Origin of the sequence: Blautia sp. HCP28S3_G10 (genome assembly GCF_052065235.1) — a bacterium.
Taxonomy (GTDB): Bacteria; Bacillota; Clostridia; order Lachnospirales; family Lachnospiraceae; genus Blautia_A.
In genome coordinates this window covers 53,758-80,136 of record NZ_JBQHUL010000005.1, presented here as the reverse complement: position 1 = coordinate 80,136, position 26,379 = coordinate 53,758, and the positions used below count along the sequence as shown (strand labels likewise).

The 26,379-nt window shown below is 43.8% G+C and carries 2 protein-coding genes; both read right to left on the bottom strand.

The window, feature by feature from the left end:
- Positions 1-33: 33 nt before the first annotated feature.
- Complete coding sequence (locus ACTNB8_RS03915) at positions 34-25,056, bottom strand: InlB B-repeat-containing protein (RefSeq protein WP_441052464.1); 25,023 nt, start codon at positions 25,054-25,056, stop codon at positions 34-36.
- Positions 25,057-25,123: 67 nt separating this feature from the next.
- The gene (locus ACTNB8_RS03910) at positions 25,124-26,293 is read right to left on the bottom strand and encodes a tetratricopeptide repeat protein (protein ID WP_441052463.1); all 1,170 of its coding nucleotides are present in this window, start codon (positions 26,291-26,293) and stop codon (positions 25,124-25,126) included.
- Positions 26,294-26,379 lie beyond the last annotated feature (86 nt).

Sequence of the window (26,379 nt, the reverse complement as noted above, 5' to 3'; positions counted from 1 at the left end):
AGTCTCTTTTTGTTTCAAATTTTTCCGACTTTGTTATCTGTTCTTTCTTCTTTTTTCTTTAAGCAGAAGAAATACTGCTGCCAGAGAAAGTAATGCCAGATACAGATTTGCTTCTGTCGGAGTGGAATCTCCAGTCCTTACAGAAAGCTGAATTCCTTTTGCCTTCTGTTCCGGAATATTTTCACCCGGCTTCTTCTCATCTTCTTTTCCTGAAGACGGTTTCTGCTGAGGTTTTTTATCCGGTTTCATTTCCGGCTGTTTTTCTGAGTTCTGATTCTGACTGTTATTTTTGTCAGGATCCTCAGACGGGTTCGCTTTGCGGTAACTGTTAACATAATGAACTTCACCATATGCAGAACTGATATCTACATTTCCGCTGACATGGATCAGAAGAGGATTATCTTCATAACCGGTATGTCCGTTGGAACGGATCATAAGATTACTGGATTTTACATCTTTTCCAAAGATATCGCCTCTCGCGATGATGTCAATGTCCTCTGCGGTCATTCCACCGATTTCCAGTTTATCTGAAATATTACCCAGATAAATGTTGTCTGCTTTAATTTTGATATTGTCTACATCTGTTGTCATTCTGTCATCCGGTGTTCCGAAGTTTCCATTGATCTCAGCTTCCAGATGACTGCCGCTGATCACAGAATCCGGGGTCTTACCTGTTACGTTTCCGTCAACTTTGATCGCTACAGTGCCGTTATCTCTCTTTCCGTGGATTTCATCCACAGTAAGGTCTCTGTCATTTTCAAGATAAATATCATCTGCGCTTGCTTTGACTTCAGAAACACTGACACTGAACGGATTATCCGGTGTTCCGATATCACCGTCCGCTGCGGACAGATCTGCTCTTTTTGCTTTAACTGCCGGAGCTTTTCCCGGAACATCTTTCAGATTTCCATTTACCCGGATCGTAACATCTCCGTTTCCATCGTTACTGTTGATATTATCTACTGTAAGATCAGACGGTGATGTAAGAGAAACATCTCCTTCTGCTTTTATCTTTACAGTTCCATCAACTTTGACGGAAAGACCATGGTCTTCTTCTCCCACTTCGCCATTGGCTGTGATCTCAAGATTTCCACCGGTGATAATTGTTGCAGTTTCCTTTTCAGCTTTCTTCCTAGCCTCTTCGTATGCATCTTTTGCTTTCTTAAGTTCTTCCTCAGCTTCTCTTAATTTCTCTTTCAGCTGATTCAGTTCTTCTTCACTGGCTGCATATTCCTGTCTGGCTTTTTCTGCTTCCTCATGAGCTTTTGCATAATTCTCTTCTGCCTCTTTGCGGTCTTCTTCTGCTTTTGCAAATTCTTCCCGTGCTGCATCAAGATCTTTTGCAAGTTTCTCAATATCTCCGCTTTCCAGAAGGTCTTTTGCCGGCAGGAGATCTTTCAGAAGTTCCTCTGCTTCCTCTTCTGTCAGCTCACCTTTTTCCAGTCTGTTCTGAATATCCTGAATTCTGCTCAGCATTTCTTCCTCAGAACCTTCTGTATCGTTCAGATTCTGAAGCTGTTCATTCAGCTCAGTTTTCTGTCCATTAAGTTCGTCTCTGGAGCTGTTCAGTTTCTCAAGCTGTTCAGTTTCTTCCGGTGTAAGGTCTTCTTTTGCTTCCAGGTCTTTTATTTCTGCTTCAATATCCTGAATCTTCTGATCTGTGTCTGAAAGTTTCTTCTCAAGTTCTTTTCTGAGCTGATCTCTTGCTGTATCAACAGCTTTCTGAAGCAGCTCTTCACGGTCTTTCTGAAGTTTTTCCATATCCTGGATCTTCTGTTTCAGTTCATCAGACTTCTTCTGAGCTTCATCTCTTGCTTTTTCAGCTTTGGATTCTGCTGATTCTGCCTGATCTTTCTTATCACGAAGAGGTGGAAGGATCAGTTCTTCATGGACACGTTTGTCTGTTTCTGCGGCGTCTTTCTTCACCTGTGCCTTATCAACATCTGCTTTTGCATCCGCAGCTTTGTCAGGCAGGTTTCCGTTTCCGTCGTATACACTTCCATCTGCGTCCAGAACAAAATCTTTCTTTGTTTCTATCTGTTTCAGTGTAAGATCTCCGCTGATTTCACGGATCACTGCACTGTCTGCTTTTACAGCGAGAGTTCCATCTGTGGACGTATCCACCTCATATGGATTTTCTCTTGTTCCGACTTCTTTTCCAGCGATCAGTGTGATGTTTTTTGCAGTTACTGCTGCCGGTTCATCACCTCGTTCGCCTTCAAGAATAGAACCACCTGCTGTTATGGAAGCATTTTCTCCGGCTTTCACTGGTCCGGCCAGTACATCTCCACCAGCTTCAAGAGCAGCATCTTTTCCGGCATTTACTGTATCAACAGTAATGTTTCCGTCTGCTTTTGCAGTTACATTTCCAGGAGCGGTAAGATCATCTGTGTAAAGATTTCCTGCTGCCTCAAGAGTGAGATTTCTTCCGGCTTTTGGTTTCACTACATACAAGTCACCAGTTCCGCCGTTGGACTTCTTACTGCTGGACAGTGTGAGGTCTTTTTCGGCTGAAGCATAAACTTTACCGGTCTGACTGTCAGTCTGTGCGTCCAGACTGTTCTTTGCCTCCAGTCTGATATCTTCGATTGCATCTACAAGAAGTTTTCCTTTGATGTCAACTGTGATCGGATCTGTTTCTGTTCCAATGCTCTTACCTGTAAGGCTGCTGTTTCCATCACCTGCTGTGATATTTACCAGTCCTGCTTCTTTCTGATCCTCTGATCTTCTGTCAAGAATATCGGAATCCATATCTGTTGCGATCTCTACAGTTCCATTTGGTGCTGTGATCACGCCGAGGCCGATGTTTCCTTCTTTTTCCTTTATCTGGATATTTCCTTCTTCGGAGGATGCATTCAGAATGCCTTCTTTCTTTGAATCAAATACCCAGTTTCCGGTATAATCCCCATAACCTGATACAGTAAATTCCGGTTCCCATACAGTAACTGTAACCGTATTACCTTCCTCGTCAACGATCTCGTTTTCTTTCTTAACCATGATAAAGGAAATTTTCGGGTCTTCCAGTTCGTCTCCGTCTTTTTCTGTCAGAAGTTTATCAGATACCTGATATTCTTTCTGGATCAGATCTGTCAGCAGATTGCTGATATTTTTCTTTGCTTCCAGTGTAATGTTGTTTGCAGTTATATTGGCGATTTCTTCGGAATCTGTACCATTCTGGTTAATACCGATGATGCTTCCTCCAAGTGCTTTTACTGTTACATCACCAAGTGCGATGTTTCCAGGTGTAAGATCACTGCGGTTGGTTTCCAGACGTCCGATATGAAGATCTCCGTCTTTCTGGATCACTGTAATATCTCCGTAGTTGCTGATGTTGATTCCGTCAGTAGTTCCTGTAGAAGTGCCGAGTTCAACAACCATGGAAGCAGGATCCTTCGGAATATCTGTCGGGCGTCCTGCCTGTACCTTCTTTTTCAGCTGTTCAAGAAGTTCTGCTTTTTTCTCAGCGGCAATCTTTTCAAGTTCTGCTTCAACAGCTTCTCTTGCAGCTGTCAGTTCTTCATCAGAGCTTTCTTCGGATTCCAGAAGTTTTCTGTATGCTTCCAGGGCACCATTAAATTCTTCTGAATCAAGTCCAGGAATAATGTCCTGCTGACCGTCTTTGCCGTTCGGTTCAGTATCATAATCTTCTGTCAGTCTGTACTGCTCTGCACCTCTGATAAAGGCATTTCTTACAGTAACGATCTTAAATGGTACATCTGATTCTGTAACATCTACAACCAGAGGAATTTCTCTGGAACCGATGTCTCCTCCGAAGGAGAAGGAAGAACCGTTGTTATAAGCATCTTTGCCAAGGATCAGTGTACTGGTTTTTTCTTTTCCATCTTGCTGGATTTCTCCGAGAAGACTTCCTGAAAGATCAAGAACAACTTTGCCCTGTGCATTTAATGTTTCGCCAATAGTCAGGTTTCCTTTCTTCTGGTTTTTGTCTCTTGTTGTAACGATCAGTGATGCATGACTGCTGCCCGAAGAGGAAACATCTGCTTTTTTGACAGTTACGTTGCCATCTGTGGCATTTAATTTTAATACAGCATTGTCTTTGATTTTTACATCATCTGTACGGATGTCTCCGTTTTCTGCTTTCAGCAGAATTTCTGACTGTGAACTTGCACTGACATTTCCTGTCAGGATATTTCCCTTTTTCGTTGTCAGCAGAATTTCTGACTGTGCATTTGCATTAACATCTCCGGAAACAATATCTCCATCAACTGTACTAACATCAAGTTTCGGCTTATCTGTACTTGCAGTTCCCTGTACAGAAATACTGTCAAAACTTACATTGCCTTTGTTCAGGATCTTCAGAGTCATATTTGCATTGTCCCTGAATTCCATATTGGAAAATTCCACATTGCCTGTGCTGACTTTTATAATTGCCAGTGCGTTATCTTTGAGCACCGAATCTCTGAACAGTACATTTCCATTGAAGTCCACACATGCGGTTCCTGTGAATTCGCCTTCATAGGAGATATTTCCTTCAGTATCTTCAACTGCTTCTCTGCGGAAGATCACATTTGTGGTCCCGTTTTCTTTTGTAGGAGATACTTCCATCGGATTTTCCGGATCACCGTATCTGGTGGTTCCTTCACCTTTGCTCAGAAGAACAAGAAGATCTGAAACGATCTTGATTGTTTCCTGGTCACCTTTTACCTGAACAGTACCGTTCTTCGGGCTGGTTACCTCGATGATCACTTCTCCACCCTCTACTTTTCCGAGAACGAGGTCTGTGTCATCTTCAAGATCTGTGTAGATTCTTGCTGTATCTGCTGTCAGGCTGGACAGATTACCATCAGAATCAATGGTACTGTTATCTGTCATGACATAAATTGCTTTATTATTTCTGTCTGACAGTGGATGTTTCACTGTGTTATTCAGAATAGAAAGAAGTTTCTGTTTTCCGTTGCTTAAACCAAAACCTTTTTCTGTTCCGTTCTCATCATCACGTGCCAGCAGATAATCACTATCTGCTTCAACATATTTATATTTCTCATCTGTCTTTGTAAGTTCTGCCAGTGTACTGTCTTCACTGTAGCCGAAGAAGTGTGCATTGTCATAGTCATAATGACTGTCTGCCGGCAGATTCTTATGAAGCCCGTAAACACTTGTATAAACATCCTGTGAAAGGGCCATCAGATAAGTTGCAGTTCCTTTTGAGATTGTTGTATTCAGTTTTCCGTTGCTGTCAACAGTATATTCTGAATATGCACGTTCTGTTTCGCCATCCTTTGTTACTTCCACATACTGCGTTGCTCCGTTTTCGGATTTTGCAGAAGAAATCTCATATACACGGAAAGTTCCATCCGGTTTCAGATATGCTGCGATCCTGCCAGATTCATCCAGGAAAAGAATGGTTCCTGTCGGAAGTCCGGAAGCATTTTCCATTGCCTTATCTACAACTCTCAGGTAACGGTCAATGATTGCATATCCGTTTCTGTCACGGGAAGCAGCAAACTGTTCTGTTGCATTCTTGAAATAAAGATATGCACTGTTACTACTGTCAGTATCTGATTTCTCGATCGGGCTGATGATGATCGTTCCTGGTATATAACCAGTTACTTTTGTAAAGGAGATCGAACGGTTTACCCCAGTTCCAAGCCTTGCGCCCTGAGAGCTGGTATAAGCACCTCTTGCCAGACGTTCAGCTTCTTCATCTGTAAGATAAACATATCCGTTTACTACCTCTATTGTGCCGATATCATTACTTGCCCCGACAAATAATCCGGATTTTTTCCTGTAATACAGGCGGCCATCTGTAAATCCGTCAACTCTGTACTGCTTTCTTCCTCCTGCATCTGTCACATCTGTTTCAAGTACATATACTCTGTCACTGGAAGTGTCATATGCATAATGTTTCTTGCCGTCTGCCGCCATTGTATAATAAGAAATAAGGCTGATATCATATCTTCCGCTCAGTTCTCCATTAATAGCTGCAATAAGATCTTTGTCGGCCTGTGGATTCAGAATGACCACACCGTTATTAATATGGCTTCTGATTTTTCCTGCAAGTGAGGAACTGAATGCAGCTGTCACATCATCTCCGGTAAGCCAGCTTCCTGATCCGTCATTTTTCTGAAGAGAAAGGAATACTTTTGCGTAAACCAGATCTCCGTTCTCATCTTTTTTCTGCTGCATTCCAGGTGCAATTGCCACTGTTTCATTCATTCCAGGAGTACTTCCGGTATCTGTCGCATTTTCGTCCTTGCGGACTGCAACAAAACTGTAAGTCCCATCCGGGAACAGGGCAAGCACACGGTCAGTTATCAGCAGAATACCTTTTTCATCTCCGTCATTATCCAGGAAAGTTACAGTTTTATCAGTAGTCTTATAACCACCTTTTGTCTGATTTTTCAGTACCGTTACAGGTGCAGATGAAATGCGGATAAACAGGTTCTTCACTGTTTCATAAGCTGCATGTCTCTTCAAAAGCCAAATGCCTTCCTCTGCCTGATACCATTCACCGTTAGTCTGTTTCAGGTCAAATGTGAACCAGTGGTCCTTACCCAGCAGGTCTTTTCCTTTTACGTTTATTGTCCAGGTCTTTGTATCATCATCATATCTGTAATAGATATCTGAATCAGCGCTGTCCTGGTAAACTGTGTAGGAATCTGCTGCTTTCGTACCGTTCTGACTGTTTCCGGCTGTCGAAGATGTTACCTCACTGCCGATTTCCAGTGCTTTGTCACTGCTGCCTGCATTGATTTTCTCAGAAACAGAACCCTTCTCATTATAAACAGTTTCACTTACTTCTTTGTCGCCGTTATTTGTTTTCAGAGAAACCACAAACTTCCACGGTGTGTTATATGTTGTATATTCCAGAGTTTTGCCTGTGTAATCATATTTCTCTGTCTTTGTTGTCTTAGACAGGGTTACAAGCACATCAACGATGATATTCGGTGTAACTTTTCCTTTCAGCTTAGCCATGATCGCATTGCGAATAGCATCTGCATATCCGGAAAGTTCTGTCTGTACACCGGCTCCCTTCAGTGCCGTTTCTACCATACTGGTGATGGCTTTGCTGTTTCCAAGTGCATTTTTGACAGCTTTCTTTGCTTCTTTCAGTGACTGATCCAGTGATATTGTTTTTGCTTCCAGATCTGCTCTGTCATAAATGTATCCTTCCTGGAATTCATAATGACCGTCAGTTCCGGTTACATGTACCACATGGTATCTTGTTCTTCCTGCTTCTGTGATACTTTCAAGGAGGATCCAGCGTCCGTCTTTTGTCTCCATGATCGGAATACCATTGACAACCGTATTTGTTCTTTCGTCCAGGAATACCTGCTTGTAGAAAACAACGATTCCGTTCGGAAGGCGCCAGCCAAGTCCTTCTTCCAGACCTGATGACTCAATATAAGTTGTCGCACCATTCTGACCGATCTCCATATAGGCTGTGCCGTTTCTGAAGGTGATCTTCTGGTTAAATGTTCCACCGTTCTCGTTAATGGTAATGATCAGATTTCCATTGGAATCTGTTTCCACTTTCATATTGGAGAGATCATAGATTCCGCCGCTGTAATCTTCAGATTTTTCATCATGAAGCCTGCCTATGATTCTTACAAGTTTCTTTGACACTCTGTCTACTACAACAGTTGCGCCATTTGGAAGAAGATAAGTATCATACTTCGATGTCTGGGATACAAGATATGCATCTGAAACAAAAGTGATGTCCTCACTCATGTTCACAAGCATTCCGTCATCTGTCAGCCAGAAATCTGTAGCATTGCCATTTGCATCCTTGAGCTGTACTTTCTGGAAAGTTTTTCCCTTTACGCCAGGCAGTGTCACAAATTCCATTGCAGTTCTCGGAACAGAAATGAAGTAATCATCTGCTGAATCCGGTTTTCCTGCGCAAACCACCTTCGGTGCCTCAACACTTACATAAACAGTGCTGTTCTGACCTCCGATGATCTCTTTGAGATTGAGGGCTGCTTTTGTACCGATGCCTTTCTTCGCATCATTCATCTGTTTCTGGGTCATCCACTCTCTTACAAGAGTAAGACTGAGATAAATATCTCCGCCGGCTTTTACTTTTACTTCATTCGGACTTGCCGGTTTTGCAGATGCCATTCCAGCGATTCCAGGATAACTGCTGATGTCAAAGATATAAGCACGGAATGGATTCTTAACACCATCACCGATTCTTCCTGCTCCGCTGATATACAGCTTGTTGGCTGCTACAAATGCCTTTCCTGAAGTCTTAAGTGTTCCGCCGTTCATCTCGATAATAAGAACGCCTTCGCCCAGATCTGTTTCCATGAATCCCTTGCCATCCGCATCAGAAGAACCGTCTGCAAAAGTAATATTGCCTTTTCCTTCTGTCCGGATAATAAGATTCGGTGTTTCTTCGCTGACCTGATAACTGAAGCTGTCATTTCCTTCTGCTGATGTATCGATATCCGGTGCAAGAGCAGTGGAATTTGACATTTTGATGTTTTTCAGAATCAGATCTTTGTCAGTGTGGTTAGTGATCTGTACATCCGGAAGATAGGAGTTTGTGATGATCGTTCCTTTGCCGGAGAGATTACCAACGCATGCTTCCAGTCTGAGACTTCCCACATCATTGTTGTAAAGTTTCTTAACAGTAATTATATTTCCAACAGTTTCCAGGAATTTATCAGGCTTTTTCAGGCTGTCTGTAAGATCCTCATCAAGTCCTGTGTACGCGGTCAGTCCGTCAAAAATATCCACGAACATACCGGCTGCACCACCGCCTACATGAGCAGTTCCGTTAAAGATGATATTTCCTGCATTTTTGAATTCACCGGTTTCTTTTGCCTCTGCATCTGAATAAAGAATAACCTCAACAAGTTTATCAACCCATTCAACAACCTTTTTCACGATCTTCTTGATCAGTTTTCCGATCAGCGGGATCTTGCAGATCTTATCTACGATCTTTGTTACAACTGTTTTTACCTTGGTCCATACATAATTGACCACGGTGTTTGCAACAGCTGTTGCACTGCGGCTGATGACCTGTGTGGTAAGTTCCGGAGCATCTGCTCTTACGGAAATATTCTTTCCGGCAAGTTCTGCATTGGAAGTTACTTCTACATTTACATTGTTGCCTCCGGCCACTGTTGATGTTGCATATACGTGTCCGGTAAATCCGACTACTTCTGCATAAGATTCACTCCTGATATTCTGAGATACCACAAGTGCCTCAACATTCAGATTTTCTGTTCCGCCAAGCCATGCATTGACAACTCCTGTTGAAACGTTATTGTTTACATTGGAAGTTGCGTATGCTTCTGTCTTTGAGCCTGCAGATGCAGTATAGGATTTCGCTTTTGCCAGGATGACCTGTTTCTCAATATAAGCACCAATTGTGGTCACTTCACTGAGAATTCTGGATTTTGCTCCGTTTTTGCTGATATTTGTAACTACTGTTACATTGCTGTTAATGTTTGCCTCGCTCTTGTTGGAACCTGCCGCTGCTGCTGCTTTTCTGTAAGCATCTGCATAGAGATCCGTATTTGCAATGGCCTTGATATCAAGTGTTCCATATCTGGCATCAATGTTTCCACCGTTTCCTACAGTTGCAGTTACTGTGGAATTGTAATTGATCTCTGCTTTCGGGCCGCCGCCTGCATATACAGATCCAGAAGAACCTGTCGCTATGCTTTCGATGTGGCTTGTTTTATCTTCTTCTGCAAGAAGTTCAATATTTCCGATCACAGAAGCAATATTTACATTATTGCCGATCACAAGAGAAGTTTTTCTTGTTATATTGTTTTTGCTTTTCACAGAACAGTTAGTTCCGCCGCCATAGGCTGCATCCTGTATCTGTGTCTGTGCATTTGTCTTTGTAACAGCCTTTGCCTGAATGTTGCCCCAGGCTTTCAGAACTGCTCCGTCACCAATCTGAACAGATGCGTTCTGGCTTTCTACGGTATTTTCTGCACTGGAAGCGCCGCCTGCAACAAGTCCTGCACTGAACAGTTCCACATTTGAAGTTTCTCTGATCTTATCTGTTGCAAGAACAAAAATATCATTTGTGGATTCTGCTTTTCCGAAGATTGCTGCCATCGTGTCTGTCTTACCTGTAACAGTTTTTACCAGGAAAACACCAAGTTTCAGTGCTCCGATACTCTTTGTTTCAGGAACCTTTGCCGTAACTGTCAGATTTGAATCTGCAGAAACTTTCAGGCTGTGCAATGTATTTCCGTTTTCTGTTACGCCGTTTGCATATACTTCAGAATCTTTTCCGATATATGCTTTTGTTACTTTGCCGTCTGTGCCTCTGGCTGCCGTAGCAGTAACGATCACTGCATTTCCGTTCACAAGACTGACTGTTACTCCCGGTACTGCTCCTGTTGCTGTTACTTCTGCTGTTCCGTTTGCAAGGATATCAACCTTAAGTGCACTTACACGGCTTGCACCAGTTACATAAGCTTTTACGCTGTCATTGGAATCAGTGTAAACATTCACAATGTTCATTTCTGCCAGTGAAAGACTGAAGTTCGGAGCCAGTGCCTGTGCATCTGTTTTTGATACAGTATCTGCACTGATTGCTGCTTTTCCTCTGGCTGCTTCAAGAACTGCATTATCTGCATAAGCCATATTTACGGATTCTGCTTTTGCAGTTGCTGAAGATGCTTTTCCGTTAATACCGGAAACACTGACACCTTTTCCTGCGCTGTTTCCACCGATCACGCCTGATGCATTTACATTCAGTACTGATTCTACAGTAATGCTTCCATTTTCGGAAACAATTCCTGTATAGGCGGCTGAATTTTTGCCTGCGCCTTCGATGTATGCTTTCTGTTCAGCTTTTACTCTGGAAGTTACAACATTGACTGCAACTGCCACTTTACTGATTTCAATAACAGCACCGTCGATTCTTGCACCGGAATCTGCGGTTCCTGTTACTTTTACATTTATATTACCTTTTGCTGAAATGTTCAGTTTTCCGCTGATGTAAGCATATGCTTTTGTGCTTGTTTCTGCGATTGCAACATTCATACCGGCTTTGTAATAAGCCACTGTAATTCCGCCTGCTGCAGGTACAAGTTTTACTTTGGAATTTCCTTTCCATGTATTGGTAACGTCTACATTACCGTCTGCATGAACTGTTCCGTTTCCGCTCAAGACTGCTTCAAATGTACCTTTTGCATAAGCGTATCCAGTCATAAGTCCTGCATTTACAAAATTTACCGGATCCAGATTGTTTACGGTTACTGTTGCCACAGAATCTGCTTTGTTGTTTACTTTGATGTTTCCGGATACTCTGATGTTATTTACATTTACTTTCGCTCTAGATACTGCATCTGCTGTTGCAACAGCTGCATTTGCTGTAATGCTCACTGCTGATGCGGATGCGCTGAAGATAAATGCCTGTGCCATGGAATCCGGAGTGATCGTTTTCGTGAATTTCTTCGCTGTATCGATCACTACTGTAACAGGATCTTTGCGTTTTGTGGTCTCACTGTTATTCTGTACAGACTCTACAGTAAGACTTCCCACTGTAACAGAAGCCGCACCTTCGAGAAGTGCTTCCTGAATGCTTGACAGAGTCGCCCATACCATAGACACATTTGCGGAAATTCCGCCAACTGCTGCATTTAGTACAATTCCGTAAGCTTTCGTTCTGCCGTCTGCGCGGACCTTCAACTCTTTTTCTGCAATAAGACTGCCGGAAGCACCACCAGCCTGTGCTTTGTTTAACGATCTGTTGATCGCTACTGCAAAGTTCAGGGCAACTGCTGTTGCACCTGCTGCGCCTGTGACTACAGTTGCAAGTGCTTCTGTGTCATAAGGCTTTGCCTCTGTTCCTGCAAGTACAGAAATATTGGCTGCCTTTACAGTTCCACCTGTTACATCAATAAGTGCAACATTTTCGCTTCTGATCTGGGCAACTGCTACAGATGCTCCAACCGCTACAGAACCAGCTACAACTGAAGTAATGTATACGGTAGTATTTCCATCCATGGCTGCTTCCACAGTCAGATCGCCTGTTGCTGTTATATTTGCCTTATTTACTGCCGCATAGCTCTTCGCACGGTTAAATCCAAGTGCTACTGCACCATTTACCGCAACACCGCCTGCTGCAAGACCAAGACCGGTCACTTTTGTGGAGCCGTCAACTGTGTTTCTGACGTCTGCGGAAGATACTGTAATCTGTCCACGTACATCAGATTCTGAAGTATCAATAACATCTCCGCTCGGAGTAATTCCGATGTATGTCATGGATACCGGACGGTTTACTGCTACTGCCACAGATACTCCCACACCTGCAAGGCCGCCTGATACGCTGACGATGATCGCCTTTGCATCTGCTTTCAGATAACCTTTCATATCAATCTTTGCGGAAGTCGCATTAATAGTAACTCCCTGTCCAATAAATGCATCAAATCTGCTGCGGTTTACTGCTACTGCTGTAGTTGTGGAAACGCCTACCGCACCTGCACTTACCGCTGTTGCTGCAGCTGTTGCATTTGTGGTTCCGTCTGTGCTGACTTTAATGGTTCCTGAAATGTTTTCCAGTGCTGCCCTTCCGCTTATGGAAGCTTCTGTTTTTGATTCAAAATCTGTTACTGCAACTGATCCGCTTACACCTGCAATACCGCCTGCTGCTGCCAGTGTAATGGCAAGCACAGTACCGTACTGGGTTTCTGCTGTTACGGTTACATTTTCTGCTTCTACAATATTTCCTGCCATTCTGGCATAGGTCTTATTCATCAGGTTCAGTGAAGCTACTGTTACAGATACACCTGCAATACCACCGCTTCCTGTTACACCGATCACAAGAATTGTAGATTTTTCTCCTGTTGCTGCTTCATTGTCAGGATCAGATTCTTTTACTTTGTCATTCAGCACCTTGCTTCCGTCTGTACCTTTTGCCGCATCATATTTCAGATCAGCTTTGGTCTGTTCAGAAGAGCCGGAAACTGCTTTGACAACAACATCTTTTCCTGCTGAGATGATAACATTGTCTTCCACAACAGCCTGAACATTAGAGTAAAGGACTGCTACGGAAACACCTGCGCCAACGCCTGCATAAACACCTGCTGCCAGTGTGCCGCTTGCCATATAAGCACTTAGGCTGTCACTGGATAATACTTCCACATTGCGTCCGGCTGTCAGAGTTGTTTTGTCTGTTCCGCCACGGACAACAGCTGTTGTGGAATCTTTCAGCTCTGTTCCGTTCACAACGGCACCTTTTGTGCCTTCTTTCTTAATTGTGTCTGCAGCGCTGTCGTATGCTTCATCATTCATATTTGAGCTGCTGCTCTCATCGTTATCCTTTTTGGAGGTATCCTGACCATAATTATCATAGTCAAGAGCTTCGTTTCCGTTCGCAGTATTTTCTGCGGAGGATCCGTCACCTTTCAGAAGATCACCGAGATCATCTTCCGGTTTTGATGAAAGAGCTTCATTGTGAGCCTGTGCAAAAACAGCATCTGTCTGAGCCTGTGGATCCATGGATCCATACTCTTTGCCGTCTTTGTTATTGGTAACGTAAATGGCATTATGTGCATCATCTGTAAGAAGGCTTCCTGCCACGATCACCATAACAGAACCGGAAACACCGGCCTGGCCGGCACCTGCTGTAAATACATAGCCCTGGATCAGACGGTCGGATTTCGCCTGAATGACAATATCTCTGTCTGCATTTATATTGTTTCCTGCACCGATCTCGGCACTGACTGTATTATAGGAAACAGTTGTCAGTACACTGACTGCCACCGCTGCCACGTCGGAAGCGGAAATTGTTCCCACTACTGCGATCAGTTTATAATCATCGGTTGCTTTTACGGAAACATCTGCTGCGGTTCCTCTTGCACGGATAAGAACATTTTTCTCTGTGTATGCCTTCGTAACAACTTTCGTCACGATCACATCCAGTGTTCCTCCTACAGATACGGTTCCGCTGCCTGCTGCACCTGCTGCATCCGCTGTGACAAATTCTTTTGAATCTGCCAGAATGTCTACAGCACCTGCTGCATAAATCCTGCTGTTTTCTTTTACATAACTTAGGGTTTCATTATAGAAGTAAGTAACAACTGCTACTGCTGTCACACCTGCTGTCCCACCAATTCCTGCTGCCGCTGCAAGATTGTAGAGGCTACTGTCAGAGTTTGCAGATACTTTTACAGACTGTACAGAATTTCTTGCATCTCCTACAATTCCACCGAGAGCAGAAGTAATATGATTCTGGAATACCAGTGCGTTGGCACCGCCAGCCACACCTGCACTTCCTCCTGCTGCAAAATTCACAGCCAACAGCCACAGAGTGTCTTTGGCATCTGCGATAACCTGAACTTTTCCAGGTGCCAGAATCTTATGCTCTTTTCCTGTCTCTGCTGTTACGGTTTTGTTGAATACCAGTGCCACTACTGTTGCGCCTGCGCCTACACTTCCTGCTGCTGAAAGAGCGCCTGCCAGATTCAGAAGTTCCGTATCATCATGGGCCTCAATATAGACTCCGGGAAGAGGGTCGGTATCGTTTGCAGACGAACCGGAGGCTTTTTTTACAGAAATGGTCACATGTTCTCTTGATGTTGCTTTTACTGTGTTTCTTGCTACCAGTGTACTTATTACACCGGTTATGGCATTACTTCCACCTGCACCTGCCGATACAGATACCATGACTACATCTTCATTTCCATCTGCGAAAATGATAATGCCGCGTCTGCGTTCGTTACGGTTCGGGATCTTAATGCCGTTTGTTGAAGTCTGTACTGCCGGTGTTGCAGTCGTCATAAGCTCTGTCCATGTTCCTGCATGAGCCTGAATGTCATTTTTCAGGACTGCTGTATTGATAGAAGCGCCTACTGCGTTTGCACCTGCTGCTGCAAGGCCGCCTGCAATGATATAGATATCAGAATCTGCTGCTGCAATGATTCCGATACTGTCACCTGCTGTAATTCTGGAATGAGAAGTTTCTGTTCCATTTTCCACTTCTGCAAGGATCGTGCTGTTGTTTACGATCACAGGAACCACACCCGTCAGTGCATTGCTTCCTGCCGCACCTGCTGCCATGATCACGAGAAGGACTGCTTCTTCACCAGTTGCCTGGACCAGTACGCTTCCTTCTTCTGCTGTGATACTGGAAGGAGCAGCTACAGTTGCCAGAACTTTTCTGTTCAGAACATTTACGCTCACTGTTGCACCCACTGCATTCTGGGATGCTCCACTGACAGAAGCATTGATCTGGAAAAGTTTTGATACTGCTGTTGCCAGAATCTGTACATCTTTCTTTGCATATATTGTTACTTTGCCGATATCTGTAACTGTTTTTGAACCAGATACCAGAACACTGAGTACACCTGCCACGCCTGTGCCGCCAAGAGCAGCGCTTGCGCTTGCCAGTACACTGACCAGTTTTTCTTTAGTATCTGCATTCAGGAGAACAGAACCTTTTTCACTGCGGATCGTTGTTCCGTCATTTACGATCACATTAGCTTCTGTTCCGTTTACTGTTACATTCAGTGTTCCTCCCAATGCTGCCTTGCTTCCGGATACGGCTGCACTGGCTGCGATCAGGAAAAGTTCGCTGTTCTGCAGAGCTTTTACAGTTACATCATCGTCAGCAGTAAGAGATACCTGCTTTCCGATAAGTGCATCGCTTCTGTTCTTCATAACAATTGCACCAAGGTTTCCACCAACTGCATTATTGCTGCTTCCTGCAGCTGCAACTGTGATCACCAGAGCATTTGCTGAAGATTCGGCTTTCTGTGTATAGTTTCCATTTGTACGGATAACTGTTCCATCAGAAACAGCTGATTTTACTTTGTCCTCGTTATACAGAAAACTTAATGTCAGGCCTGCTCCAAGATTTGCCTGGCTGGCAGAAAGTGAACCTGCAATAATCCGGACATTTGATTTATTAACAGCTTCTATAAGCGCATCACCTGTCAGAACAATCTGTACATTCTTTCCGATGACTGCCTGTGTATCATTGAAGAAAAATACCATTGCAAAAGAGCCGGCTCCTGAGAAGTTTCCTTTTCCGCCTGATACTGCACCGGAAATTGCTTCTGCGTAATAATTCACAGAGCTCAGGAAATTCAGAAGGTCGATTCCCTCAAGGATTGTATCTGTGCTAAGGTTGATCTCTACGGAATAAGAAGATTCAGATTTATTACCATTTCTGGTAAGATGAATGATTCCTTTCTGTGAATCCGGAACCTTTGCATCGCCTTCGCTTCTTGTGATAAGACTTTCAAGTCCCATCGGAAGTTCATAATCGGAATCAGATACTTTTTCTTTCAATGCCTGTACCTTAAGTGATGCAGCTGTGATCTTCACATTGTCCATTACCTGGGCAAGAATCTGATTATAGCCGTAAATAAATGCATAAGATGCACCAACACCAACTTTGGCACCTTTTGTTGCAACGGAATATCCGCCTGCACGTACTGCAAGTTTGCTCTTGTCTTTTGCTGTGATCTCCACATCACCACCTATGATCTCAGAGCCGTTTCCTACGGTAGATCTTGTTTCTGCTTTTGATACAAGAACAGATACCGCACCTGCAATTGCTGCGTCTGCTGTTCCTGTTACAGAACCTGCAAGAGCCTGTGCACCAAGATATCCTTTGTATTTGCCATCCATATTCTGAGAAAGTTCAGATGCAATGATCACACTGTCTTTGCCTTCTACAGTAACAGGGGCTGTCTCGCCTGCTGCAACGATTGCTTTGTTGTTATTTACAGAAACAGCTACTCCCATTGCAAGAGAGAATTTTGCCTGACCAAGAGTCATTGTCGCACCACTTCCCAGCGTACGGAAGTTGCCATCATTATCAGCAAACATTTCAAGCATTTTACCTGCTGTGATATTTCCGTTTACAGAAGTCTGCGCCATATGTCCGGTAATATTCAGTCCGACTGCTGCCGCTGCCTGGATTGATTTTCTGCCAGGACCATTCATATTCTTGGTGTTTCCACCCTTACCGGAAGTGTTTGCCTGTGCCTGGTCATTTGCTTCTTTTGAAGCACTTCCTACCTTCGAACCGGAACCTGTATCTTCTGTTGCAACGCCCTGAGATCTCAGTGCGTTTGCTGAAAGCGACAGATTATTATCGGTCTTTCCGGCAGTTTCTCCACTCTGATTGCTGCTGTTGCTGTTTGCGTCCAGTTTGCCGTTGATCCTGCTGGCTGTCTGGTTGTCTTTATTATCATTTTCTGCTTCAAGTCCTTCGTAGTCCCCGTTCATGATCTTGTTGGCATTTTCTTCAGTCACTTCTTTTACATTTTTGAATTTTGCCAGATAACGGGAAATGTCTGCACCAATTGCTGTTGCCAGAGCCTTGCTGTCATCTTCATTGTAAGTATGGCTCTTAAGCGATGCATTTCCGGAAATAATTCCTGTTCCTTCAAAAAGTGCTCTCACATCAGAATCTGCGATATTGATCGCAACTGCCGCGCCGACTGCTGTCTCATTTCCTGCTGCGAATCCACTTGCCTGAGTAAGTGATTTTCCTTTTGAAACTGCTTCCAGTATAAAATCTCCAAATGCCTTAAGGACTGTATCTTTTTTTACATAGGACTTGACATTAATATCTGTCAGTCCAATTGCTACAGATGCATCTACTGAAATATCTTTTGGATTTGTATCATTGGATTTATCACCGCTGATCGGATCTGTACCGGATACAGATGCTGTTGTACGTTCATGTTCTGCACCTGCTTTTACCTCTACAGAATTTCCGGTTACGTTACGTGATGATCCAATTCCGGCTTCCACTGTTACACTGATCACATCAAGTGCAAAAGAAGCACCCACACCGATGGTTTTTCCATTACCGGTCTTCGCCGGTACTGTAACTGTTCCTGCCGGTACCGGTTCAAATGTTGCTTCAATTGAAACATCGAAATCCGGCATATAGAATGCATAGATATTATTACCTCTGTTCTCAAAGGTAACGATCTTCTTTGTGACTTTCTTTCCACCTGATGTGTAGACAAATACAAGTGAATCTTCTTTCAGCCGCATTCCGGTTGCCGGAGCTACCCGGACAAGTACCTTGTCTTCAAACTTTGCTTTGGAGAAATCTTTGCTTTCTCCGTTTTTGGATGGTGTTGTCACAAAAAGATTTCCAACTGTACCATTTACATTTCCGGAAGAATTCAGAGGACGGATCACGATGTCGTGAAGTTTCGACGGATCCTCTTCCACTGTAGAATCGCTTGTTGTACCGGAAATGCCTTCAGAAAGGTTTTTGTCTGCCTTTCCATCATTTCCAACTGCTGCACTGCCTGTTGTAGATCCGCTCTGTCTGGCATCTGCATCAATGATGATATCGCCTGTTGCTGTAACTGCATTTGCAGAATCACCAATATATGCTTTTGTTGTACCGTTGATCACTGCGATCGCCACACTGCCTGCCACGCCCACATTGGAAGCACCTGCACCGGAAACCGCTTCTGTAACAAATACATTGGAAGGATCTTTTTCAGTTTCCTTCAAATCTACATCCAGCCAGCCAAAAAGACCATCAAGTGCTGCTGTCGTCAGTACTCTTCCAAGCTCACTTAATGTTGTCTTTGCATTTGTCTTCAGAGTCTCACTTATGTTTGAACCGATCAGTTCTCTGAATTTAAGAAGATTTGACGGGTTGCTCCGGATATCCTCCAGTTTCATTCCTTCCAGAGGTGTTCCTTTTAACATAGTTGTCTTCGCAACATAAGTTACCTGATCTGCGGTTCCTGCCAGAAGAGCGGTAAGCTTTTCTGTATTTTCTTCACCGATCAGATCTTTGAGCCCCATCTTGTCTACTGCATCATTTACAAGATCTGTCACAAGACTCTTAATCCATTCATCTTCTGATGAATCTTCGCTGTCTGCTTTTTCTTTTTCTCCGGCATCTTTTTCAGGCATCTGTGCAAGAACTTTAAGTGTTCCGGCTTTTACTGTTGCCAGATCAATGTATGCCTTATTAATATAGGAAACAATATTCAATGCCACAGCTACTCCTACGCCGGTTTTTGACTGAGTTGCTGATGCATTTGCATAAATCTCTGCTGCTGTCTGACCAATAGAAGATACTTCCAGTTCGTTTGCTGCTTCTACTGCAATATCACCCTCAATTGCTGCAATACTGCTGTTCTTCATAATATTAAGATTGAAAGCTGCTGCAACCTGCACATTACCTTCACTGGTCTGTGAAGTCTGACGGTTTTCTGTCAGATTGCTGATCATACCCGGTTTAAGATTACTGCTTCCGGTTTTTCCTGCAATCTTAGATGCTCCGCCAATACTCTTGTCTGCCTGTTTGTCCGTATCTCCTTTTTGCGAGGCACTCTCCCCGGAGTCATCACCGGAAGATCCGCCTGATTCTCCACTGGAACCTTTATCAGATGAACCGGACTGTGCACCGTTTGCTCCAGCTCTTGCTGTTGACTTCAGCTTGTTGATACTCTCTGCAAGAACTTTTACATTGTTTGCTTTTATATTTCTTCTAAGGCTGGATCTGGAACTGTCATTGTAAACAGTAATCACCGGAGCTGCTCCGATACCTGCTGACCCGCCTGCCGCTGCTGCGTCAGCTGCGATCTCACGATTGATCACGCTGTTTGAAGAAACTGTCAGATCGTTTCTGATCTGCCACTGAGAACGGTTTCTTAAGTTTGCTTTTCCGATGTAGGCTTCTGTACGCATACCTGATACATTCAGTGCCAGTACCGGACTTACAGATACTCCGCCTGCGCTTCCTGCTTTTGCAGTAACACGTTCTTCGGCTGAATGATCTGCTTTTACTGTTACAGAATCCAGGTTAACAGTATCCTTGATACCGGAAGGTTTTCCCTCTCCTGTAGCAGGATCTGTAACAACAGAATCTGTACCTTTAACTATTACATTGTCATCCATTCCTGAGATAACATCCACACCTGTGATTGCAACTGCAATGCCGGCACCTACACCAACTTTACCTGCCTTATCATTTTTGGATGCATCTGCTATTGTATGGAAACGTTCTGTAGAAGATGCAGTAATTTCCAACTTAGCATCATCTGCCAGATTAATAGCTGCACCTTTCAGAATAACTGCTGTTGTCCTGGCTGATACAACATGAACTGTAACTGCTCCGCCAAGTCCGATCTCACCTTCAGAATATCCACCATAGGATTCTGCAATTGAAGTAACCGGCGAAGTTTTGCTTCCGGAGACTGCTGAAAGTTTCAGTGAACCAGCTGTAATGTTGCCTTTCTTAATATAAGCATTGTTGTGGTGCTTTGTATAGGATACATTTACACCAACACCAAGTGACAGGCTCTTTTTCGGCTGTTCTACAGTTCCTTCTGTAAATCTTGCAAGAATGGTGATCACTGCATCATTACCCAAATCTTCCGGGACCGTGAAACGGTAACTTCCGTTTTCGGCTGCAATAAGATCAACCAGTTCATTTATTTCTTCTGTTCCGGATTTTCTGGTAATCATTACTTTCAGTGAACCTGTAACAAGTGAATAACCCGCATCCGGTGTTACATTGACTGTGATCACATCTCCTGAATCAACTCTGCCAGGAACTGAAACTGTTCCGCCTGCTTTTGCTGCTGAAGCATTTGTGACATCAATCTTTACTTCATATTTTTTCTGTGTTGTGCCGTCTACGGTTACCAGAATGATCATACCGTCTTTCAGGATTACACCTTCCGGAAGTACGAAAGTTCCTGTTGCCGCATCGTAGATAAGTTCGCCATATACATCTGAGTAATCCAGAGAACGGTCTTCCGGTTCGCTGAACATGGATTCATATCCGTACTCAACTCTGACTTTTCCAGGATTCTGTCCTGCTATGGAACTTATGATCTTAACAGTTTCTCCTGCATCCGCTCTTGACTTGTCTGCAGTTGCATTGCCATTAATAACGATGGCATATCCTTTTTCGATGAAATCTGCTTTCAGAGTAATATCTCTTCCAGGCATTTTCATTGTCCAGGTTCCATCTGCGTTGGCTTTCAGTTCAATAATATTCTTTTCTTCTGTTCCGTCAGCTGTATCGTAATAATATACTTTTGAAACCTTGTAACCGTTGGCTGCTGTTATGTTGATCACAACAGTATCACCGGTCTTTGGTGTGGAAGAAGAAATATCAAGACTTCCTCTGGAAGTATCTGTATCTGAAACTGTAATGTTGTGTACATCACCTTCAAAAGAAGCTCTGATAACCAGTTGCGTTCCATCGGCCATATCCTCTGGAATTGTGAAATAATAATTACCTGTCTTTCCGTCATAGGTCAGGATTCCTGTTCCCTGAGTCATGACCGGATTGCCGTTTTTATCAGTTATCACGTTACCCTGTGCATCTTTCGTTACTTTCTGGTAAGCAAATACAAGGGATCCGTCTGTAAGCTTATAGCCTTCTCTCGCAGTTACTGCTACAGCCACTTTTTCTCCTGGCTGAGGTGTCTGGTTATTGGATTTGAATGAGATTGTTCCGTTTGTTGTCGCTGCTATGATGATGTTTCCGTGTTTCTGCTCACCGGTAATCTCTCCGTCATTATCCTCTATTTCTCCTGTTGCCGGATTTGTCGGAGTTACCTGTCCTGCGGAAGATTCATCAAAATTGGAACCATCTGCATTTGAATGTGCATATGTGTCTGCGTTTGCTGTTATGCTCAGTTCACCGCCTGCTGTTATATCCCCGTCAGTATCAATGAATGCATCATTTCTGTTGAAGACAAAACTAATGGCAAGTGCTCCGGTTGCCTGTGAGGAAGAGGTGCTGCCTTTTCCGGTTGTTTCTGCTGTACCTTTTTCAAAATCAGCTGTTAATTCCAGTACTGTTCCTGCCTTCAGTTCAGGCATTGTAAATACATATGCTCCTGCGCTGTTTTTCGGTACTGTATAAGTGATTTTCCTTCCTGCCGCATTGGTATAAACTGCTTTCAGACTTCCATCTTTCAGTTTCATACCTTCTGCCGGATTTACAGTCAGTTTGATCGTATCGCCTGTGTTTGCTTTCACATGGTCTGAAAGAATGGCTCCTTCCAGTTTTCCTGTAAGAGATTTTTTCTCAAAGTTCTTGACGTCGAACTGTCCGACTCTTGTCGGCTGTGCCGGTGTCGGCGCATCTTCTCTGGCCCCGCCGGTTCCTTCGTCAAAAAGATCTCCAAGACCAAGATCATCATCGTCATCTTTATCAAACAAATCTCCGATACTTGTATCTTCTGTTCCACTCTGTACATCTTTTTCGTATACTGCAACAAGAATTACTTCTGATGCAGGCATTTCAAACGTGTAGATTCCAGATGATATATCAATTGACTTGGTTACATAAGAAGATGATCCTGCCGGAAGATAGGTGTAAGTCAGGCCTTTAAGTTTATAACCAGTATTCGGTATAGCTTTTACTGTGACTTTCTGTCCTACTTCTGCTCTTGCCGGTGCAGAAACTGTGCCATGTTCATTTTCCTGTGAAGTAATGCTATTTCCGCTGCTTCCTTCAATTCTGCCAAGCGCACTGTTAATTTTACTGATCGCTGAATTTTTAGCTCCATCTGCACTTGCAGTGAGTTTTTCGGTAACACCCTTAAGCAGAGCTGTAATCTTATCTTTGATTCCTCCCACAGTCTGACTTTCCTGGTCATTCTGTTCTTTGGAACCTCCAACGGAAACCGCCTGTGTATCTGCTTTTTCGTAAGACTGAGAATTAATGGTGATGTTACCATTCACCGCACTCAGACTTCCGTTTCCTGTCACGGATGCATCTACATCCTGAATTACGATTGACGCTGCGAAAAATCCACCGTATTTATTGGAAAGACTGCCGCTGCCTGTAGGGGTACTGCTGCCGTTTCCCGGATTTACCGCATTTTCTGAGGTCTCTGGTGTCTTATTCGTTGACTTTGTAGTCACTTTTGAACTGCCTTTTGCATCAAGACTGATGTCTCCATTTCTGGAAATGATCTTACCAAGGACCTGCACATGAGAATCGTTCACTGCTACAGATAATGCAAGTGATATAGGCAGTGCGCCTACAGTTGAAAGAGTAGTGAGTGTCACATCACTTACAGAAGAAAGTTTCACATCTCCTCCTGCTGTGATGACTGAATCTTTACCTGCTTCCACTCTGGCTTCTGATACAAGGATCCCTGCTGCCAGAGGGATGAAATATTTTGCAAGAGTTTCGTTAGAAGCTGCAATGTTTACTGTGGACGAAGCTGTTGCTTCTACAGCACCGCCTGCTTCTATGTTCCCGAGAATGCTGATCACAGCATTTCCGATTTTTACATTGATGATATTCGCGCCTTCTACAAAAGGAATCAGGTTGTTTTTCTGGCTGCTGACTGCTTTCATTACTACAGAGCCGCCTGCTTTTATGCTGCTGCCTTTTTCAAGAAGAATTTTTGCATTTGTTATAACATCCATAACAGAAGCATCAATTCCCTCTCCAAGAGAGATTTTGTCTGAGATACTTCCAGGAAGTGGATTGTCCACACTGATAAGTGTGTCATCATCACTCGCCTCGATCATAACATTCAGCGCTTCAATACTTCCTTTCAGCGTAATGATCTGACCTTTCAGGCGGACATTCATTTCTGCTGCCTGGATCTTCTGGATCATCAGATTTTTACTGCTGACGATAAGAGAATTCATGAAACCTTTTCCCTTAACAATGAGTGAAACTGCTTCGTCATTCTGAGGATTGTATACAAAATCACTGAAACTTATATTTCCTGCATCATAGACACCGGATTTCAGATCTGCTTTTCTGATTTCGATCTGTTTTTTGTTTGTCAGTTCATCTGTAAATGCGTTAATGCCTTTTGTAAATATCTTCAGAAGTTTTCCGGCACTATTTGTCAGTGTAAAAGAAGCTTCCTGTTTCGTACTGTCATAACTTCCTGTCAGATTGCTATCCTTCTTAAGATCACCTGTAAGATGAAGTCTTCCTCCATCCTGATCATTGATATTTACTGTAGTTCCTGTAGAAACATCTACTGTATAGACGTCACTGCCGCCTCCGCCATCCAGGTCAACTTTCTGATCTTCTCCGCCTCTTCCTTTGACGCGGATATTATCCTGACCGTCGCCGGATACTACATTCAGGCTTGAGTCTTCCAGTTCAACCTGAATATTATCATCTTTCGTTGTACCATAAACAGTTGTTGAAGCTTTCTTTGATGTGATCGTTGTGTTCAGCGAATAATATAAACCGGAAAGTACTACGTTGATTCCGTCAATAATGATATTTCCATTTACTTTCGCTCCGCCGCCGGCACCACTGTTAATGGTTGATTTGTCGATCACACCGTCGGCCGATGGTTCTTTGAAAGAATTTTTGGCAAGAATATAAAGAGTCCTGAAAAATTTCGGGGCACCTTCTGATCCCCAGGAGATATTGACATCTCCATCATATTCACCGTCATCGACAACAATCGTAAGATCTGTTATTCCTGCATTTTCTTTTGCAGCCTTAAGTGCTGCATCGATAGCTTTCTGAATAGCATTCTTACCTGCTTCGTTTTTGACAGTTTCTGCGGAACCAGCTGTGTTCTTGCCGTTTACAATTGTTTCTGCAACCTGGGCACTGCCCTCCGGAATTTCTTCCGGTACTGATGTATCTACATCAGCCGATTCTGCATCTGAAGAATCATTACCTGCTGACTGTACACTTTCCTGTGCCGACGTATCTGCTTCTGGAGCGGATGCCGGTTCTTCTACTGCCGGAGCAGATGCCGGTTCTTCTACCGCCGGAGCGGGTGCCGGTTCTTCTACTGCCGGAGCAGGTGTCGGTTCTTCCACCACTGGGGCGGGTGCCGGTTCTTCCACTGCCGGGGCAGGTGCCGGTTCTTCCACCACTGGGGCGGGTGCCGGTTCTTCCACCACTGGGGCGGGTGCCGGTTCTTCCACTGCCGGAGCAGGTGCCGGTTCTTCTGCTGCCGGAGCAGGCACTGATTCTTCTGCTTTCGGAGCAGGTGCCGGTTCTTCCACCACTGGGGCGGGTGCCGGTCCTTCCTGAGTACCTGCTGCTTCAAGTGCTTCCGGAGCACTTTCTTCCGCTGCCAGTACCGTGAACGATCCACCTGCACACAAGGACATTGCCAGAACAAATGTTATGGTCTTTTTCCTTAAGCTGCGCAGTTTCATCCATACACCTCCTTTCTTTTCGTAACTGTCCAGCCAATATGCACAGCTACTTTCTTTTTATTCAGTTTTAAATGTTCTGTGAACTGTCAGTTGTGTTTTCAGCTCCATCAATCGTTCCTGACTGTAACATGTCAAGAAGTTCTTCTGCTGCATCTGTCAGTTCCTGATTGTCATTTTGCTCTACTACCTTCTGAAGATCTGCGACAGCTTCTTCAGTCTTATTAAGTCCGAGAGCTGCAACACCTCTGTTGTAGTAAAGCATAGTATCACTTTCTTTTTTCCCTTCACCTCCTGTTCCTTCTGCTTCTGTTAATCCGTACTTCATAGCTTCCTGAAAGTCATCATAAGCTTTCTGATACTCTTCAAGCGTAAGCTCACTGACTCCTCTGTAAAAATACAGATCTCCACTTTCTCTGTACTGATCTGTTGTCAACAGTTCCGTAATATAGGAAATGCTGTCCTGAAATTTTTCCTCTTTCAGACTTGCCACTGCCATGAGATATACCAGCGTCAGATGATAAATCTCATCTGCTCCTTTTTTCTCAGCCAGTGACGCATATTTCAGAACATCATTATATTCTTCAAGGTAATTATCACAGAAAGCAAGATGTACATAGCAAAGTGCCTCATCTTCATATCCGTGATCAAGTGCTTCAAGAAGATCCTGTTTTGCCTGTCTGTAATCTTCTTTCTGTATGCTGCATATGGACCTCATGAAATAATAATATCCGTTCTCACTCCGGTCCAGATCTATAAGCTCTGTACAGCCCTCCATCGCCTCATCAAACCGTCCACTGGAGAAACAGAGTGCTGTTCTCGTCATCTTCATCTGTATGGTTTCTTCTTCTGTCAGATCCATTTCTTTCAGAAGATAATCCACGGGCTCAATCGCTTCTTCATATTTTTCTTCTTTGATCAGTTTTTCTGCCTGATCACAGGCTTCCAGTAATTTCTGCTGTTTATCCTGAAGCTGCCCCTTCGCCTCTTTAAATGCCCTGAGGAGCCTTAATGGATCTTTCAGTACTTCCTGCACCTGAGCGTCCATCAGCATCTGTGGTCCAAGTTCTGCCTGCACTGTCTGCTGCGAAGTATAATGGATCACAAGTTCAGATATGACAAGCACTGCCGCCAGGCAGAGAGCTGTTATCCTGAGCCATTTTTTGCGGTACCATTTTACCTGTGACCTGTTGGTATTTTTGGGGTTTTCTGTATTTTGCCGTTTCTTTTCTGTAATCATCTGATGCCACTCCCCTTTTTCAAGAATGCCTCTGCATTCTTGCTGCGAGATGCGCGTCATGCAATGCATGACATACTTCTTCTGCG